Origin of the sequence: Streptomyces sp. NPDC046887, assembly GCF_040644755.1 — a bacterium.
In the GTDB taxonomy this organism is placed as follows: domain Bacteria; phylum Actinomycetota; class Actinomycetes; order Streptomycetales; family Streptomycetaceae; genus Streptomyces; species Streptomyces lichenis.
Window position 1 is genome coordinate 275599 of sequence record NZ_JBEYXH010000002.1, and the last position, 15877, is coordinate 291475.

Here is a 15877-nt window from a genome sequence, read left to right on the forward strand (position 1 = left end):
CATACAAGTTAGGCAACGCTAACCGACGGGTGAAGCGCTCACACCTCCTCCGGCAGGTCCAGCGCCGCCAGCCATATCTGGTACGCGAAGTCGCCGTCGCCGCACTGCCAGTGGCACTGGAGCAGCAGTATCCGGCCGTCCACCCGCCACTCCCAGGAGCGGCTGCCGTCCCCGTACCGCAGATACCGCCAGTCCTCCTCCGGGGTGCCGAACCGGGCGGTGAGCCGTTGCCTCAGCTCACCGGCCAGCTCGTGGATCCCGTCCGAGACCACCTCCGAGAGGAAGTCGTAGGCGCCCCAGTGCTCTTCGGACACATACCGACTGGCGAGCGTCAGCATTCCGCCGTACCAGCTGTGCTCCCGCAGGTCGTCGTCGTCCTCCTCGGACAGCTCATAAGGGTCGTCCTCGCTGTCGAAGACCAGCGAGCGGGCCAGGAAGAGCCGGGGCTCCTGGGCGAGCAGCCGGGCAGCCACCTCGCCGACATCGCCGTCGAAGGCCTCCGGGTGGTCGACCAACTCCTCCCGCCCGGGCGCCAGGAACGGCGTCGGTGACTCGAAGGTGCCGGGCGGGGCCGTGCCCTCCCAGACGACGGCACCCGAGGCGGCCCGTATCCGGAGCACCGAGCCGCCGTCCGGCGCCGCGACCTCCAGTCGGCACACTTCCCGGCCGTCCGGGTCGACCCGCACCACGGAGCCGTCGTGGTCCAGGAAGGGGGCGGTACCCAGGCCGTGGTCGAAGCCCACCGGCCAGCCGTCGCCGTCGGTGACCGGCTCCCGGTAGGGCATCGGCAGAAAGGCGCCGTCCGGGCGGAGCACTCCCCACTGCCCCTGCCACTCCCTGCGCACCACGGCCGCACCGCAGGCGTCGAAGTGGTCGGCGTAGGTGTACTGAGGGGCGATCACCATGGCGCCGGTGGTGTCGGCGAAGCCGTAGAGCAGGTCGTTGCGCATCCGGACCAGCCCCTGGGCCGTCACCTCGGCCACGTCCCGGCCCTCGGCCTCCAGCACCGGGCGGCCCCGGCCGTCCAGATAGCCCTCCCGGTACCGCCGCCCCTCGTCGAACTCGATGAAGTAGGCCAACCCGTGGGTGTTGTAGGGCTCCAGCCGCTGGTAGCGGGGCTCCACCGCCCACTTCCCGGTCCGGTCGATCAGCCCCCACTTCTCGCCGACCCGCACCCCGGCCAGCCCGTCCGGGCCGAACGGCCGGGCGCCGTCGAAGCGGTCGGGGATCACCAGCTCGCCGGACCGGTCGACATAGCCGCACCGGCCGCCCTCGGCCAGCCGGGCCCCGGCGAGCCCGCAGGCGCTGAATGGGCCCACCGCCTTGTACGGCCCGGAGAGCACCCGCGCACCGGTGGGGTCGATCCAGCCGGGGCCGTCCTCGGTGCGGACCACCGCCGACCCGTGCCGGAACTCGGCCGCCTCCAGGAACCGGGGCGCCACCACCGGCGTACCGGACCCGTCCACATAGCCCCAGCGCCCGTCCCCGTCGCCCTCGCCGCCCTGGAACCGCCCGAGCCCATGGGCGTCCAGCGGGTGCGCGTACCGCCATATCGGCGGGGCCACCCAGCTTCCGGCCTGGTCCACGTACCCCCACCGGCCCTCGGTGTCGGCGGCCGGGGCTATCGGGCCGTGCGGCCCGTCCCTGGCGAAGGCGCCGACCGCCGTCAGATCAGGCTCCCGGACCAGCCGCCCGGCCGCGTCGACCAGCGCGAACCGCCGACCGAAGGGGGCGGCGGCGTCGATCTCCACCGGCCACGGCGGGCCCCCCGCCCACGTAGCGGCGGATGAGGAAGAAGGGGGCTGCATGGCACCACTCCTGAGGGGCGGGGACGACCCGGCTGTCGTCATCACAGACCGTAACCGCCGCCACTGACAACGCCCTCCTCCGTACCAGGAACCGCAGGTGAGAGGGGGTCAGATAGGTGCGTCCTCCGCCTCGCACCGCTGCTCGGGGAACGACCGGGAGCCGCCCGTCCGACCCGCCTCGGCGCGTAGCAGCCACCATCCGGCGAGGGCGGCGAGCGCCGCGAGGACGAAGCCGTACCAGGGGGTGGCGCCCGAGGGGTGGGTCTCATAGGTGAGGGCCGCCGTGAGCACGGCGAGCGCCCGGCCTGCGCGGCCGTCCCATGCGGCGGCGGCGACCGCGCCCAGCCCCCAGAGCAGATACCAGGGCTGCACCATCGGGGAGAGCACCACCAGCGCGGTGAGCGCCAGCCCGAGGCCGTACACCGGGTCCAGTCGGCCGCGCGCCGAGCGCAGCGCGAACAGGGCGACCAGGACGAGCGCGGCCAGCAGTCCGGCGGTCTGCACGGCGGACTTCACCGAGTCGGCCGCGCCCGCGTCCAGGCCGGCCAGGAGGCGCAGCCCCTCCCCCAGGGCCAGCCCGAGGTCGCTGGTGACCGACAGGGCGGTGTGGATGGAGCCGGCGACGCTCTGGGTGCGCAGCCAGCCGAAGCCGGTGCCGGCCGCCAGCGAGGCGCCCGCCACCACGGCGGCGGCGACCAGCCCGGGCGCGAGGAGACCCTTGGCGACCCGGACGGCGGTCGGGCGGCCGATGGCGGCGCGGCCGACCAGGACGCCGATGAACAGCAGCGCCAGCGCGGCCGGCGACTTGACCATCATCGCCAGCCCCACGGCCGCGCTGCCCAGCACCCAGCGGCCGCGCCGGGCCAGCACCACCCCGGTGAGCATCAGTGCGATCATCAGACCGTCGTTGTGGATACCGCCGACGACATGCATCAGCAGCAGCGGGTTCAGCACCCCGAGCCAGAGCGCCCCGGCCTCCCGGCCCTCGGCCCCCCGGCCCCCGGCCTCCCGGCCCTCGGCCCCCCGGCCCCCGGCCTCCCGGCGTTCGTCTCCCGAAGCACCCACCTCGGGATTCGCCAGCCGCCGCACCGCCCACACCGTCAGCAGCAGCGCGGCCAGCGCGAGCAGCCGCAGGGCGAGCACCGCCGGGACGAGGGTGCCGCCGGTCGCCGCGGCCACCGCCTTGGCGAGCAGCAGGAAGAAGGGGCCGTACGGGGCCGGTGTGTCCCGCCAATTACCGCCGACGCTCGCGGCGGCGTCCCCGCCGGGCCCGGCCGGGTCGAGCACCGAGGGCCCGGCCTCGTACACATCGTGGCCCTCCAGCACCATGGCGCCTTGAGCGATGTAGCTGTAGACGTCCGCGCTGTACAGCGGCGGGGTGAGGGCGAGCGGGGCGGTCCAGCAGCCGAGGGTGGCCAGGGTGTGCCGGACGGTGGCGCCGGAGCGGCCGTACGCCCACCAGGCGGCGAGCAGCACGGTGAGCCCGGCGTAGGCGAGGAGGGCGCCGGCGAGCTCGGCCCCGGTGCCGTGCGATGTCCACAGGCCCCAGGGGTCGCGCGCCGGCAGGGTGCCGGCGGTCCAGCCGCCGGCCGCCATCGCGACCGCCCCCGCGAATCCCAGCCACCGCGATCCGGTGGCGCTCCGTGCCCGTGCCCACATGACCGGCCAACCTATCCCGGGTGCCGGGGCCGCCCGGGAGCAGGGGCTACCCGGAGACGCCCGGGGAGGCGGTGCGGCCGCCGGCCCGGGTGAAGGAGGTGTTGACGGCGGTGATCCCGCCGTCGACCCGGAGCGTGGTGCCGGTGATCCAGGCGGCGTCCGCGGAGGCCAGGAAGGCGACGGCGGCCGCGACGTCCTCCGGCTCGCCGACCCGGCCCAGCGGATAGGCGTGCTCGGCCAGCTCCTTCAGGGCGTCCTCGCGGCCCGCCCAGGCCCGGGTGCGGATGGTGCCGGGGTTGATCTGGTTGACGCGTACACCATGGGCGGCGGCCTCGTCGGCGAGGGTGCGGGTCAGCGAGGCGAGCGCCCCCTTGGCGGCGCTGTAGGCGTGGCCGCCGAAGGACTGGTCCGCGTTGATCGAGCCGATGTGCACGATGGCGCCGCGCCCGGAGGCGGCCAGCTGCGGCAGCGCGGCCCGGGCGCAGCGCAGCGCCCCGGTGAGGGTGACGTCCAGGGCGCGGTGCCAGAGCTCGTCGGTGAGGCCGGTGACGGAGGGGACGTCCCCGGTGGGGCCGAGGGCGTTGCCGACCAGCACATCCAGCGTGCCGAAGGTCTCGACGGCATACGCCACGGCGGCCTCCACACTGGCCGTGTCGGCCGCATCGCACCGCAGCGCCACGGCCCCCTCCACCGCGTCCGCCGTCTCCCGGGCGGCGTCCTCGTCCACGTCCGCCACCAGCACCCGCGCCCCCTCGGCGGCCAGCCGCCGCACGGTGGCCGCCCCGATCCCCCGCCCGCCCCCGGTCACCAGCGCCCCGTACCCCCGAAACCGCCCCAGCCCGTACCCGTCCGCCTGCCCCTGCCGCCCTGCCTTCGCGTCTGCGTCCATCCGGCGATGATCACCCGAGGGGCATGTACGGGGCCAGAGCCCGGGTTCACTCGTACGGGGGTATGGACCGGTTCGTCACTGTTCGGTGGGGTGACCTGACAGAGCCGGGGCGGGGCGGAGTGACCTGGGTCACAAAGGTCGGGCGGCTCGGGTGGGGCGGCCGTAAGCTCGCGTGCATGCAGGTGACCCAGTCGACGAAGCTCGCGAACGTCTGTTACGAGATCCGGGGACCGGTTCTCGACGAGGCGATGCGGCTGGAAGCAGCCGGACATCGCATCCTCAAGCTCAACACCGGCAACCCGGCCGCCTTCGGCTTCGAGTGCCCGCCGGCGATCCTGGAGGACATGCTCCGCAACCTCAGCGGCTCGCATGGCTACGGGGACGCCAAGGGGCTGCTGGCGGCACGCCGGGCGGTGATGAGCCACTACGAGACCAAGGGCATCCCCCTCTCGGTCGAGGACGTGTACCTGGGCAACGGCGTCTCCGAGCTGATCCAGATGGCCATGCAGGCACTGCTGGACGACGGCGACGAGGTCCTCGTACCGGCGCCGGACTACCCGCTGTGGACGGCGGCGGTGTCGCTGTCCGGCGGTACGGCGGTGCACTACCGGTGCGACGAGCAGGCGGACTGGATGCCGGACCTCGCCGACATCGAGCGGAAGGTCACCGACCGCACCAAGGCGATCGTCATCATCAACCCGAACAACCCGACGGGTGCGGTGTACGACGACGCGATGCTGCGCGAGCTGACCGAGATCGCCCGCCGGCACAATCTGGTGGTCTGCTCGGATGAGATCTACGACAAGATTCTGTACGACGGGGCCACCCATACGCCTACGGCCGCCATCGCGCCGGATCTGATGGTGCTGACGTTCAACGGGATGTCGAAGAACTACCGGGTGGCCGGCTACCGCAGCGGCTGGCTGGCGGTGTGCGGGCCGAAGGCGCACGCCTCCTCGTATATCGAGGGGCTGACGATCCTCGCCAATATGCGGCTGTGCGCCAATATGCCGGCCCAGCACGCCATCGCCGCCGCCCTGCAGGGGCGGCAGTCCATAGAGGCGCTGGTGAAGCCCGGCGGGCGGCTGCTGGAGCAGCGGGATGCGGCGTACGACTTGCTGGTGCAGATCCCGGGCGTCAGCTGTGTGAAGCCGAAGGGCGCGCTGTATCTGTTCCCGCGCCTGGACCCGGCCGTCTACAAGATCAAGGACGACCGGCAGATGGTGCTGGACCTGCTGCGGGCCGAGAAGATCATGGTGGTGCACGGCACCGGGTTCAACTGGCACGAGCCGGACCACTTCCGGATCGTCACCCTGCCGGCCGCCGCCGACCTCACCGACGCGGTGACCAGGATCGGGAACTTCCTGGACGGGTACGGGCAGCCGTAACCACCCCATAAGACCGCGAACCGCCCGTATCCCACCGGTACACATACAGCGAACGGGCTCAACTTTAGACTGATTCCAATGTAGGATGGACTCCTGTTGAAGGGCAGGAGGCCATCCCCATGTACGAGCCGATCCGCACCAAGTCGGTCCATCGGATGGCCGACGATGATGACCAGTTCCCGCACCGCACCCGCGACGAGGAGCTGCGCATCCAGCTCGCCGGCCATCTCTCCGCGCTGCTCGCGGTGACCGACGAGCTGGGCGACGAGACCGCCGCCGAGCGCATCGCCGAGCAGGTGGCGCGGCTGCGCGGCGCCCCGCCGGCCCGGCACGCCGGGCTCTCCGGCGCCGACCGGACCGAGCTGCACCGCCGGGCGCACGCGCTGGCCGGCCGCGCCCTGGTGGTCGCCGCCTCCCGGGCCGACACCGCCGCCGCGATCCTGGCCGCCGAGCGGATGGACGCGCACACCGCCGCGCTGGAGGCGGCACCCCTGGACGAGCGCCGCACGGTCGGCGCCCACTGACGGCCCCGGTTCGCGACCGGGGAGGCCGCGGACCGGGTGCCACCCACCGAGGGCGGAGATGTTTGCGGCCCCCGGAGCCTGAGGGGGCTTCGGGGGCCGTTCCGCGTGCCGAGCCGTCCGTGATCCACAGGTCAGGGCGGTTGTGGCCGTCTCGGCACGCGGGGTGTGAGGGGGCGGTACGGGACCGCCCGGCGGCGGGTCAGCCCAGTCGGGCCACCAGCGCGCGGTACTCGTCCCACATCTCCTTGGGGGTGTGGTCACCGAAGGTGTTGAGGTGCTCGGGCACCAGCGCCGCCTCCTCGCGCCAGACCTCCGCGTCCACCTTCAGCAGGTAGTCGAGGTCCTCCTCGGGCAGGTCCAGGCCCTCGGTGTCCAGCGAGCCCTTGGCCGGCAGGATCCCGATCGCGGTCTCCACGCCCTCGGCGCTGCCGTCCAGCCGCTCCACGATCCACTTGAGCACCCGGCTGTTCTCGCCGAAGCCCGGCCAGACGAACTTCCCGGCCTCGTTCTTGCGGAACCAGTTGACGTAGTAGATCTTCGGCAGCTTGGACTGGTCCTTGTCCTTGGCCACATCGACCCAGTGCTTCATGTAGTCGCCCATGTTGTAGCCGCAGAACGGCAGCATGGCGAACGGGTCGCGGCGCAGCTCGCCGACCTTGCCCTCGGCGGCGGCGGTCTTCTCGGAGGCCACGTTGGCACCCAGGAAGACACCGTGCTGCCAGTCGAAGGACTCGGTGACCAGCGGGACGGCGGTGGCGCGGCGGCCGCCGAAGAGGATGGCCGAGATCGGCACCCCCTTGGGGTCCTCCCACTCCGGCGCGATGATCGGGCACTGGGAGGCCGGGACGGTGAAGCGGGCGTTGGGGTGGGCGGCCGGGGTCCCGGACTCCGGGGTCCAGTCGTTGCCCTTCCAGTCCGTCAGGTGCGCGGGCTCCTGCTCGGTCATGCCCTCCCACCACACGTCACCGTCGTCGGTGAGCGCGACATTGGTGAAGACCGCGTTGCCCCAGAGGGTCTTCATGGCGTTGGCGTTGGTGTGCTCGCCGGTGCCGGGCGCGACGCCGAAGAAGCCCGCCTCCGGGTTGATCGCGTACAGCCGGCCGTCCTCGCCGAACCGCATCCAGGCGATGTCGTCGCCGATGGTCTCCACCGTCCAGCCGGAGATGGTGGGCTCCAGCATGGCGAGGTTGGTCTTGCCGCAGGCGGAGGGGAAGGCGGCGGCCACGTACTTCGACTCACCGCGGGGCGGGGTCAGCTTGAGGATGAGCATGTGCTCGGCCAGCCAGCCCTCGTCGCGGGCCATGACGGAGGCGATGCGCAGGGCGTAGCACTTCTTGCCGAGCAGGGCGTTGCCGCCGTAGCCGGAGCCGTAGGACCAGATCTCCCGGCTCTCCGGGAAGTGCGAGATGTACTTGGTGGAGTTGCACGGCCAGGGCACGTCCTGCTCGCCGGCCTCCAGCGGGGCGCCGAGGGTGTGCACGGCCTTGACGAAGAAGCCGTCCTCGCCGAGCTCGTCCAGGACCGGCTGTCCCATCCGGGTCATGGTGCGCATGGCGACGGCGACGTAGGCGGAGTCGGTGATCTCGACCCCGATCGCGGAGAGCGGCGAGCCGAGCGGGCCCATACAGAAGGGCACCACGTACATGGTGCGGCCCTTCATCGAGCCGCGGAAGATGCCCTGTTCGCCCTGGAAGACCTCGCGCATCTCGGCGGGGGCCTTCCAGTGGTTGGTGGGGCCGGCGTCCTCTTCCTTCTCGGAGCAGATGAAGGTGCGGTCCTCCACGCGCGCCACGTCCGACGGGTCGGAGGCGGCGTAGTACGAGTTGGGCCGGAGCGTCGGGTCCAGCTTGCGGAAGGTGCCCTTGGCCACGAGCTCCTCGGCCAGGCGCTCGTACTCGGCCTCGGACCCGTCGCACCAGACGACCCGGTCCGGCTGGGTCAGCGCCGCGATCTCGTCCACCCAGGAGGCCAGCTCCCGGTGACGAGTGGGGACAGCAGTGGGAGCCGCGTTATCGCGCGCCACGATTGCTCCTTGATGAGGGGTGTGAGGTTGTCTGCCCCGTGGGGGCTGCGACCCGGATGCTGTTACGTCAGGTTCCCGTTGGCGCTCATCCGGTGCCGACCGCTCTCATCTGATCATCCGATGCGGACGCCCATCTGTCCAGGGGGCCTCTCACGTGAGCATCGCCACTCATATTGCTGCGGCTCGCCGTGTTTCCCTTCGTTCTTGCGGGCCCACCGGCGGCGGCGCACATGATCCACCGGTGATGCGCCGCCGGCCCACCGGCGATGGGGCACATGATCCACCGCCGATCCCCCGCCCGGCCGCCTTCCGACCCTCGGGGTAACCCGACCGGCGTGACCCTGGCCACCTGGACGTGTCCGACCTACGGCCCCGTAGGTAGCATTTCCGCATGACTGCCGCCGCGTCCGAGGTGCCCGCCGTGTCCCAGGTGACCGAGATAGACCCACCGCCGGTGAAGCCCCGCCTCCGGGGCTGGCTGCACGCCGGGATGTTCCCGGCCGTGCTGGTCGCCGGCATCGTGCTGACCGCCTTCGCCGACTCCACCCGCGGCCGGATCGCCTGCGGTATCTACGTCCTGACGGCGTGCCTGCTGTTCGGCGTCAGCGCGCTGTACCACCGGGGCACCTGGGGGCCGCGCGCCACCGCCGTACTGCGCCGGCTGGACCACGCCAACATCTTCCTGATCATCGCCGGCACCTACACCCCGCTCACCCTGCTGCTCCTGCCGGACAGCACCGGGCGGTACCTGCTGTGGGCGGTGTGGGCGGCCGCGGCGGCGGGGATCGCCTTCCGGGTGTTCTGGGTCGGCGCCCCGCGCTGGCTCTACACCCCCTGCTATATCGCCATGGGTTGGGCCGCGGTGTTCTTCCTGCCGGACTTCATGCGCAAGGGCGGCATCGCCGTGCTGGTGCTGGTGGTCGTCGGCGGCCTGCTCTACAGCGCGGGCGGAGTGGTCTACGGCTTCAAGCGGCCCAACCCGTCACCCCGCTGGTTCGGCTTCCACGAGGTGTTCCACTCCTTCACCCTGGCCGCCTTCGTCGTCCACTACGTCGGCATCTCGATCGTGGCCTACCAACACGCCTGAGGTCGGCCGGTCACTCGGCTGGCCCGCCGCCGAACACCTCCGCCACCAGTCGCCGGGTGGCCTGGTGGAACGCCGCCGCCATGGAGAGCGCGGCGTCGTCGGTGTAGTGGAGCGCGGCGGTGAGGGTCCTGCCGCCGCCGGGCGCGCCGTACATCAGCGCCGCATGGCCGGCCATACCGCCGTTGTGGGTGATGACGGTGGAGCCGTCCCCGGTGTCCTGCACGAACACCCCCAGCCCGTAGCCGACCTTGGGGTGCGGGGTGCACATCTCGGTCAGCAGCGGGGCCGGCAGCAACCGGCCGCCCGTCAGCGCGGAGATGAAGGTGTGCAGGTCGCGGGGGGTGGAGATCATGTCCCCGCCGGTGGATATCCAGGACGGGTTCTGGCGGGTGACGTCCACGACCTCCTGCTGCCCGTCCTCCTCGTACCGGTAGCAGCCGCGGCTGTGCGGCTCGGGGATCTCCGGGTCGGCCTCCGGCAGCAGGGTGTCCCTCAGTCCGAGCGGCTCCAGGACCAGCCGCCGCGTCTCCTCGACGAACGAGCGGCCGGTGACCTGCTCGACCAGCAGCCTGAGCAGGACGTAGTTGGTGTTGGCGTAGCTCCAGTCGGCCCCCGGCTCGAACCGCGCCGGCTTGGACAGGGCCAGCCGCGCCAGCTCCTCCGGGCGGTAGGTCCGGAAGCGGCCGTCCACCCACTCCCGGCCCGCGATGGTGGACGCGATCCCCGGCACCACCGTCCCGTCCTCGTAGAACTCGCCGGTGAAGTTGAACACCCCGCTGGTGTGCTGGAGCAGCATCCGCACGGTGATCCGCGGGTCCAGCGGATAGCCGGGCAGCCGGCCCGCCACCGGGTCGTCCAGCCCGATCACCCCCTCGGCCACCAGGCGCAGCACCACCACGGCGGCGAAGGTCTTGGTGTTGCTGCCGATCCGGACGTACGGGTTGGCCGGCGGCGGCTCGCTCCCGCCCGGCTCGCGCGCCCCGGCGGTGCCGATCCACTCCCCTCTCTCGTCGTGCAGGTGCAGGGCCACCCCGGTGAAGCCGGACTCGACCATCTCCTCGATGGCCTTGCGAAGCTCCGGGCGGTCCTGGTCGGCGGTTTCGATGGTCATGGTGGTGCCTCCCGATGGGTGTGCGGACGCGGGTGTGCGGGGGCGGGGATTACAGGCTGCGGGCGGTGATGTCGCCGTACGAGGTGGTGGCGTGGATCTCCAGGCCGGGCCCCTCCTCGGCGTTGCGCAGGGTGTTGCCGATACGGCCGTAGGCGGTGCCGGCGTCCAGCGTGGCGGAGACGCCTCGGGCGGCGCCGACCGTGATGTCACCGTGCTCGGTGCGCAGGGTGACCTTGCCGCGTACCGCCTCGGTGATCAGCAGGTCGCCCTTCTGGGTGCTGATCTCCGCGGGGCCGCCGAGGCGGGCCAGCGAGATGTCCCCGGACTGGAGGGACACCCGGGCGCCGGCGGTCTCGTCCAGCCTGACCGTGGCCTGCGCGGCCTCCAGGACCACATCGCCCAGTCGGCCGACGCCACGGAACTCGGCGAGGGCCGCCTTCGCCTCGACGCGGGATCCGGCGGGCAGCCGGACGGTCACCTCGACCGAGCCGGGGGCGCCGAGGATCCGGCTCTTCGGGGCCGGGGCCGCGATCCGCAGCTCACCGTCCGCGTAGCCGACCTCGATCTGCTCGGCCGCCCGCAGGTCGCGGGCGCTGGAGGCGTCGGCGGGGCGGATCTCGACGGTGGTGTCGGCCCGGTCCGCGGCGATGAACCGGATGTGCCCCGCAGGGATGTCGAGGACGGCCGAGACGGGGGTGGGGGTGGCGAACGTCCGCATGGTGCGCTCCTTCGGTGCGTTGTTTCTGACACCGGAAAAGCTACGTTGCGTTCAGATATTGGGCAAGCTATTCATTGCGCTAGACATACATACATGCAGCTCAAAGCCATCTATTCGTTGCAACGAGAGTGAATACAATGCAACGACAGCGAGGGAAGTCGTTGCAATGAATGAGAGGTGAACGCTATGGTGGGAGCACTCGTTGACCGGACCACCACCAGGGAGACCGACGATGCCGGGAGGCAGACTCACCGAGCAGGAGCGCCGGCAGATCGCGCTGGGGGTCGCCGACGGCCTCGCCTACGCGGAGATCGCCCGAGGCCTCGGCCGTCCGACCTCGACGGTCACCCGCGAGGTCATGCGCAACGGCGGCCCCACCGCCTACCGCGCCGACCTGGCCCACCGCGCGACCGAGCACCGCGCCCACCGCCGGAGGAAGGCCGCGCCCCGGGGGCCCCAGGCGCCGCCGTCGGCGGACGGCCGCGATGCCGAGGCCGTACGCGAGTACGAGGAGACCTTCACGACCGTCTTCATGGCCTCGGGCCTGCCGAAGATGACGGCCCGGTTGCTGGCCGCCCTGTACACCACCGACTCCGGCAGCCTCACCGCCGCCGAGCTGACCGCCCGTCTGCGGATCAGCCCGGCGTCCGTGTCCAAGGCGGTCGCCTTTCTGGAGAGCCAGAACCTCATCCGCCGGGAGCGCGACGAGCGCCGCCGCGAGCGGTATGTGGTCGACGACGATGTGCTGTACCAGTCGACGATGGCCGGCGCCCGGTCCACCGCCCGGCTCGGGGAGGTCGCCCGGCAGGGGGTGGAGGTCCTCGGGCACGGCAGCCCCGCCGCCGTACGCCTGGAGAACATCGCCCGGTTCGTGGACTTCGTCGCCGAGAACATCGCCCGCGCCGCCGACCAGGCCCGGGAGATCCTGCACACCCGGCCGGAGCAGCGGTAGCCCGGGGCCCGTACGTCATGGGGTACGGGCCCCGGGTCGCAGCCGCCCGGCGTTGTCCGGGTCCCTACCGCCGCCCCGCCCCCAGGTCCCCCTTTCCGCAGGCGGTGCCGTCGCGGTCCGGGTCGAGCCGCAGCGGATCGTCCCGGCCGTTGACCTTCAGCCGTCCGTAGTCGTGGTCCGCCAGCCAGTCGCAGCGAGCCGCCGTGGTCGGCCTCACCTGCTTCGGGAAGGCGGTCGGCACGCACACCCCGGCGGTGCCGTAGTGCCGGTCGCAGCCCGCCACCGTGGGGCTGACCGGGGCCGAGTCCCGCTTCTTCAGCGCCTTCTTCGGCGTGGCCGCGAGCTTTCCGGCGAAGTCGTGGACATGCGCCGACTGCTCCGCCTCGGCCGCCATCGCCGCCGGACCGCCCAGGTGAACCCACTTGGCCACCGAGGGCACGCCGCCTGCGTCCACCGCGAAGAGCATGTACCAGCCGGGCGGGGCGAGGTGGGGGTTCTGGGTGACATTGAGGTCCACCGTGGAGCCGTCGACCACGCTCAACGGCAGGTCCACGAACCGCTGGTTGGGGTCGGAGGAGTGGGTGACCGCCGCCGGGCGGATCAGCTCCGCCTTGGCGATCGGCCGGTCCACGGTGATCCGCTGGGTGTCGCCGTAGGTCCACCGGCTGTCGATCAGCGAGGTGATCTCCGGCCGGGGGCCCTTGAAGAGGTACGGCGGGGTGTAGACGGAGACATCGTGGTTGTACGAGCCGTTGCCCGGGTTGTCGCCGACGGCCATCACCCGCCCGTCGGGCAGCAGGAACGCCGAGGAGTGGTAGCCGCGCGGCACCGGGTCGGCGGCCATACCCGGCTGGTAGGTGTCGGTGGCCGGGTCGAACATCGAGGCCTCGAACACCGGGTCGGCCCGGTCGTGCAGCGCGCCGCCGGTCTCCAGCACCTTGCCGTCCGGCAGCAGCACGGCGGAGGCGTACATCTTGCCCTCGTCCCCGGTCTGCGGGCGCTTGCCCTGACCCTGGTCCACCTGGCCCTGCGGGATCGGCGGGCCCGCGGTGTAGGCGGGGCTGGGCTGCTTGAGGTCGATGATGTCGGTGAGCCGGTTGGCCACCGGGTTGGACTCGTTGTTGCCGCCGCCGATGGTCAGCACCCGCTGGTCCTGGGCGGGCGGCAGCAGCACGCTGGCCGACTCGTCGCGCTCGTCCTTCTTCCGCAGCCCGGGCACGTCGGTGATGGTGTTGGCCTGGTAGTCGTAAATCGAGGCGCCGGTGCCGGGGGTGCCGTTGCCGAAGGTGTGGCTGCCGCTGTAGAAGAGCCGGCCGTCCTGCATCAGGATCATCGACGGGTACAGCCCCCAGTAGGACCAGGTCTGGTTGACCTGGTGGATGGGCAGCCAGCGGTTCTCGGCGGCCGAGAACCTCTCCGCCGTCACATTGCCGGTGGAGTCCTGCTTCAGCCCGCCGAAGGAGATCACGTCCCCGTTGCCGAGGATGGTCGCCGAGGGGTACCAGTGCCCATCGGCCATGTCGTTGGTCCGGGTGTAGGTCTCGGTCGCCGGGTCGAAGGTGTACGAGTCCTTGAGCCCCTGGTAGCCGAGGGAGCCGTCCGCCGAGGGGTAGCCCTTGGTGCCGCTCATCACCAGCACCCGCCCGTCGGCGAGCTGGACATGGCCGGAGCAGAACATGTCCGCCGGGGTGGGAATGGTCCTGAAGCTGCCGTTCGCCGGGTCGTAGACCGCCGAGGTGAAGCTCCCGGCGGCGAACCGCGCCGGGTCGTTGCCGGAACCGGCGATCAGCAGCACCTTCCCGTTGTGCAGCACCACCGAGTGCATGGAGCGGACCGGGTTCTTCATCGCCAGCACCTGCCAGGAGCCCTTGGCGCACTGCTCGGCGGTGCCGGTGCACTGCGGCTGCGGCGGTGGTGCGGCCACCTCCTCCATGGCGTAGTCGTCGGTGGTGACACTGCCGGTGCCGAAGACCGAGACGCCCCAGGCGATCCGGTCGGTGCCGGGTGGCACGGCCGGGGTGCGCACCTCCACCCTGCTGTAGGCGGGGGCGAGGTCCAGGGTCTTCAGGTCGGTCCAGTACTGCCAGCCGGCCGTGGTGTCGTGCCGGAACAGGGTGAGCGCGGTGTCCGGGGTGGTCGACTTGTACCAGAGGGAGAGGTCGTACTGGCGGTCGGCGGCCACCGCGGGCGCGCAGGCGGCGGACTCGGTGACCAGCGCCTTGCGGTCGCCGTCCACCCGCCGGGTCAGCTCCACCTTCATCGCCGCGGTGCCGGTCCGGGCGTCGTCGGTGGTGGTGAAGGTGAAATCGTTGTCGCCCCAGCCGGAGCGGGACCAGCACGAGGGCATACCGGTGTGGTCGGTTCCGGCGGTCTCGAAGCTCGGATTCTTGACCAGGTTGACCCCGGCGGTGGCCTGCTGCTGTCCGGCCAGCAGCAGGGCGCCGGTCATCGCGGCGGTGGCGAGCAGCGCGCCCGCGCGGCGCCTTCGGCGTACGGCGTTCGGATTCCTCACCCGGGTGTCCTCTCTGTACGGCGGGCATGGCCCCGTATCCGGTCCCGGCGGCGGGGCAGATAGACCAGGGCCTCGGTGCCGGCGAACCGGAGCACGAAGGTGGTCAGCAGCGCGAGCGCGGTGGCGGGCAGCACCGCCAGCTGGAGCTGCCCGACGAACAGGGCGATCAGCGGGATGCGGACCACCAGGTCGGCGTTGGCGAGCAGGGCGAAGCGCCCGGCCCGGTCGGCCCAGTGGCGGTGGCGGCGCCGGTCGCGGAAGAGCAGGGTCTCGATGAGCAGGAAGTTCCAGGCCACCCCGAACTGGTTGGCGGCGATCTCGGCGGGCAGATAGTGCAGCCCGGCGGCGGTCAGCGCCCAGAGCGCGAGCAGATTGGGTACGAAGCCGGTGAGGCCGATCAGCCCGAAGGCGGCCATCCGGGCGAGCGGCGCGGCGGTGCGCAGCTCCACCAGGTGGCGCAGGAAGCGCAGGCCCTCCCGAGCGGTGGACTTGGACTCACCCGCGTACCGGTCCTGGAAGACGAACGGGGCCTCGGCGACCCGCTCCGGGCGGCAGCGGACGGCCAGTTCGAGCAGGATCTTGTAGCCGAGCGGCTTGAGCTCGTCACCGGTGACGGCGTCGGTGACGGCCGAGCGCCGGATGGCGAAGAAGCCGCTCATCGGGTCGCTGATGGCGGTCAGCGCCCGGGGGAAGAGGCCCTTGGCGAGCCAGGTGGCGCCGCGGGAGACGGCGACCCGGTAGCCGCCGGCCAGCCCCGCGCGGCTGCCGCCGGGCAGGTAGCGGCTGGCCACCACCAGGTCGGCGCCCCGCCGTTCACCGGTGGCGACCAGTTCGGGGACCAGATGCGGCGGGTGCTGGAGGTCGCCGTCCATGACGACCACCCAGTCGGCGGTGGCGGCGGCCAGTCCGGCCACCACCGCGCCGCCGAGGCCGCCCTCGGGGCGCTCGCGGTGCAGCACGGTGACCGGGAAGGGGCAGCTCTGGGCGGCCTCGGCGATGACGGCCGGGGTGTCGTCGGTGGAGTCGTCGACGAACAGCACCTCGCAGGGGAGGTGGCCCGGGACCGACTCGGCGATGCGGTGCAGCAGTTCGCGGATGTTGGCCGACTCGTTGAAGGTCGGGACGACCAGGGTGACGGCGCCCGGCTCGGGCGGTGCGGCGGTGATAGGGATGGGGGCGGTCTCGGGCAGGGTGGGCCCGGGCGGC

11 protein-coding genes and 3 pseudogenes are annotated in these 15877 nt (G+C 72.1%); 6 read left to right on the top strand and 8 right to left on the bottom strand.

Translation table 11 applies throughout. The features are described 5' to 3' along the window. Positions 1-38 precede the first annotated feature (38 nt). From ABZ945_RS04305 to ABZ945_RS04315, 3 genes are all read right to left on the bottom strand, one after another. Positions 39-1751 (bottom strand): WG repeat-containing protein, encoded by a 1713-nt coding sequence (locus ABZ945_RS04305; RefSeq protein ID WP_361263590.1) that lies wholly within the window; start codon positions 1749-1751, stop codon positions 39-41. Positions 1752-1916: 165 nt separating this feature from the next. Further along, positions 1917-3467 (bottom strand): polyprenol phosphomannose-dependent alpha 1,6 mannosyltransferase MptB, encoded by a 1551-nt coding sequence (gene mptB, locus ABZ945_RS04310; protein WP_361263593.1) that lies wholly within the window; start codon positions 3465-3467, stop codon positions 1917-1919. A gap of 46 nt (positions 3468-3513) precedes the next feature. Beyond that, complete coding sequence (locus tag ABZ945_RS04315; protein WP_361263596.1) at positions 3514-4356, bottom strand: SDR family oxidoreductase; 843 nt, start codon at positions 4354-4356, stop codon at positions 3514-3516. Positions 4357-4532: 176 nt separating this feature from the next. Between ABZ945_RS04315 and ABZ945_RS04320 the strand changes: the two genes are divergently transcribed. Further along, complete coding sequence (locus ABZ945_RS04320; RefSeq protein ID WP_361263599.1) at positions 4533-5744, top strand: pyridoxal phosphate-dependent aminotransferase; 1212 nt, start codon at positions 4533-4535, stop codon at positions 5742-5744. A 119-nt stretch (positions 5745-5863) separates the two neighbouring features. Next, positions 5864-6268 (top strand): hypothetical protein, encoded by a 405-nt coding sequence (locus ABZ945_RS04325; RefSeq protein WP_361263602.1) that lies wholly within the window; start codon positions 5864-5866, stop codon positions 6266-6268. Between the two features lie 199 nt (positions 6269-6467). Here ABZ945_RS04325 and ABZ945_RS04330 read toward each other — a convergent pair whose 3' ends face one another. Next, positions 6468-8291, bottom strand: a complete 1824-nt coding sequence (locus ABZ945_RS04330; protein ID WP_361263605.1) for a phosphoenolpyruvate carboxykinase (GTP) — start codon at positions 8289-8291, stop codon at positions 6468-6470. A 391-nt stretch (positions 8292-8682) separates the two neighbouring features. Between ABZ945_RS04330 and ABZ945_RS04335 the strand changes: the two genes are divergently transcribed. Further along, complete coding sequence (locus ABZ945_RS04335; RefSeq protein ID WP_361263608.1) at positions 8683-9378, top strand: hemolysin III family protein; 696 nt, start codon at positions 8683-8685, stop codon at positions 9376-9378. 10 nt (positions 9379-9388) lie between these two features. Here the strand turns inward: ABZ945_RS04335 and ABZ945_RS04340 are convergent, their stop codons facing one another. Together ABZ945_RS04340 and ABZ945_RS04345 are read right to left on the bottom strand one after the other, a co-directional pair. Next, positions 9389-10489 (bottom strand): serine hydrolase domain-containing protein, encoded by a 1101-nt coding sequence (locus ABZ945_RS04340; protein ID WP_361263611.1) that lies wholly within the window; start codon positions 10487-10489, stop codon positions 9389-9391. A 49-nt stretch (positions 10490-10538) separates the two neighbouring features. Then, positions 10539-11207: a DUF4097 family beta strand repeat-containing protein gene (locus ABZ945_RS04345; protein WP_361263614.1), complete on the bottom strand. Its 669-nt coding sequence runs from the start codon at positions 11205-11207 to the stop codon at positions 10539-10541. A 232-nt stretch (positions 11208-11439) separates the two neighbouring features. Between ABZ945_RS04345 and ABZ945_RS04350 the strand changes: the two are divergent. The 3 pseudogenes from ABZ945_RS04350 to ABZ945_RS04360 form a co-directional block, all read left to right on the top strand. Beyond that, positions 11440-11517, top strand: a pseudogene (locus ABZ945_RS04350) (MarR family transcriptional regulator); the annotation flags it as partial. Next, positions 11518-11656, top strand: a pseudogene (locus tag ABZ945_RS04355) (MarR family transcriptional regulator); the annotation flags it as partial. It abuts the pseudogene before it with no gap. A 101-nt stretch (positions 11657-11757) separates the two neighbouring features. Continuing rightward, positions 11758-12159 (top strand): annotated as a pseudogene (locus tag ABZ945_RS04360) (helix-turn-helix domain-containing protein); the annotation flags it as partial. 64 nt (positions 12160-12223) lie between these two features. Here ABZ945_RS04360 and ABZ945_RS04365 read toward each other — a convergent pair. Together ABZ945_RS04365 and ABZ945_RS04370 are read right to left on the bottom strand one after the other, a co-directional pair. Beyond that, positions 12224-14608, bottom strand: a complete 2385-nt coding sequence (locus tag ABZ945_RS04365; RefSeq protein ID WP_361263863.1) for a galactose oxidase early set domain-containing protein — start codon at positions 14606-14608, stop codon at positions 12224-12226. A gap of 59 nt (positions 14609-14667) precedes the next feature. Beyond that, entirely contained in the window at positions 14668-15861 is a 1194-nt protein-coding gene (locus ABZ945_RS04370) for a glycosyltransferase (RefSeq protein WP_361263865.1), read from the bottom strand. Between the last annotated feature and the right edge of the window lie 16 nt (positions 15862-15877).

Bases quoted from the DNA above. Each gene is read 5' to 3' on its own strand.
- mptB (WP_361263593.1), bottom strand. From the start codon at position 3,467: ATGTGGGCACGGGCACGGAGCGCCACCGGATCGCGGTGGCTGGGATTC.
- ABZ945_RS04315 (WP_361263596.1), bottom strand. From the start codon at position 4,356: ATGGACGCAGACGCGAAGGCAGGGCGGCAGGGGCAGGCGGACGGGTAC.
- ABZ945_RS04320 (WP_361263599.1), top strand. From the start codon at position 4,533: ATGCAGGTGACCCAGTCGACGAAGCTCGCGAACGTCTGTTACGAGATC.
- ABZ945_RS04325 (WP_361263602.1), top strand. From the start codon at position 5,864: ATGTACGAGCCGATCCGCACCAAGTCGGTCCATCGGATGGCCGACGAT.
- ABZ945_RS04335 (WP_361263608.1), top strand. From the start codon at position 8,683: ATGACTGCCGCCGCGTCCGAGGTGCCCGCCGTGTCCCAGGTGACCGAG.
- ABZ945_RS04340 (WP_361263611.1), bottom strand. From the start codon at position 10,489: ATGACCATCGAAACCGCCGACCAGGACCGCCCGGAGCTTCGCAAGGCC.
- ABZ945_RS04345 (WP_361263614.1), bottom strand. From the start codon at position 11,207: ATGCGGACGTTCGCCACCCCCACCCCCGTCTCGGCCGTCCTCGACATC.
- ABZ945_RS04365 (WP_361263863.1), bottom strand. From the start codon at position 14,608: ATGACCGGCGCCCTGCTGCTGGCCGGACAGCAGCAGGCCACCGCCGGG.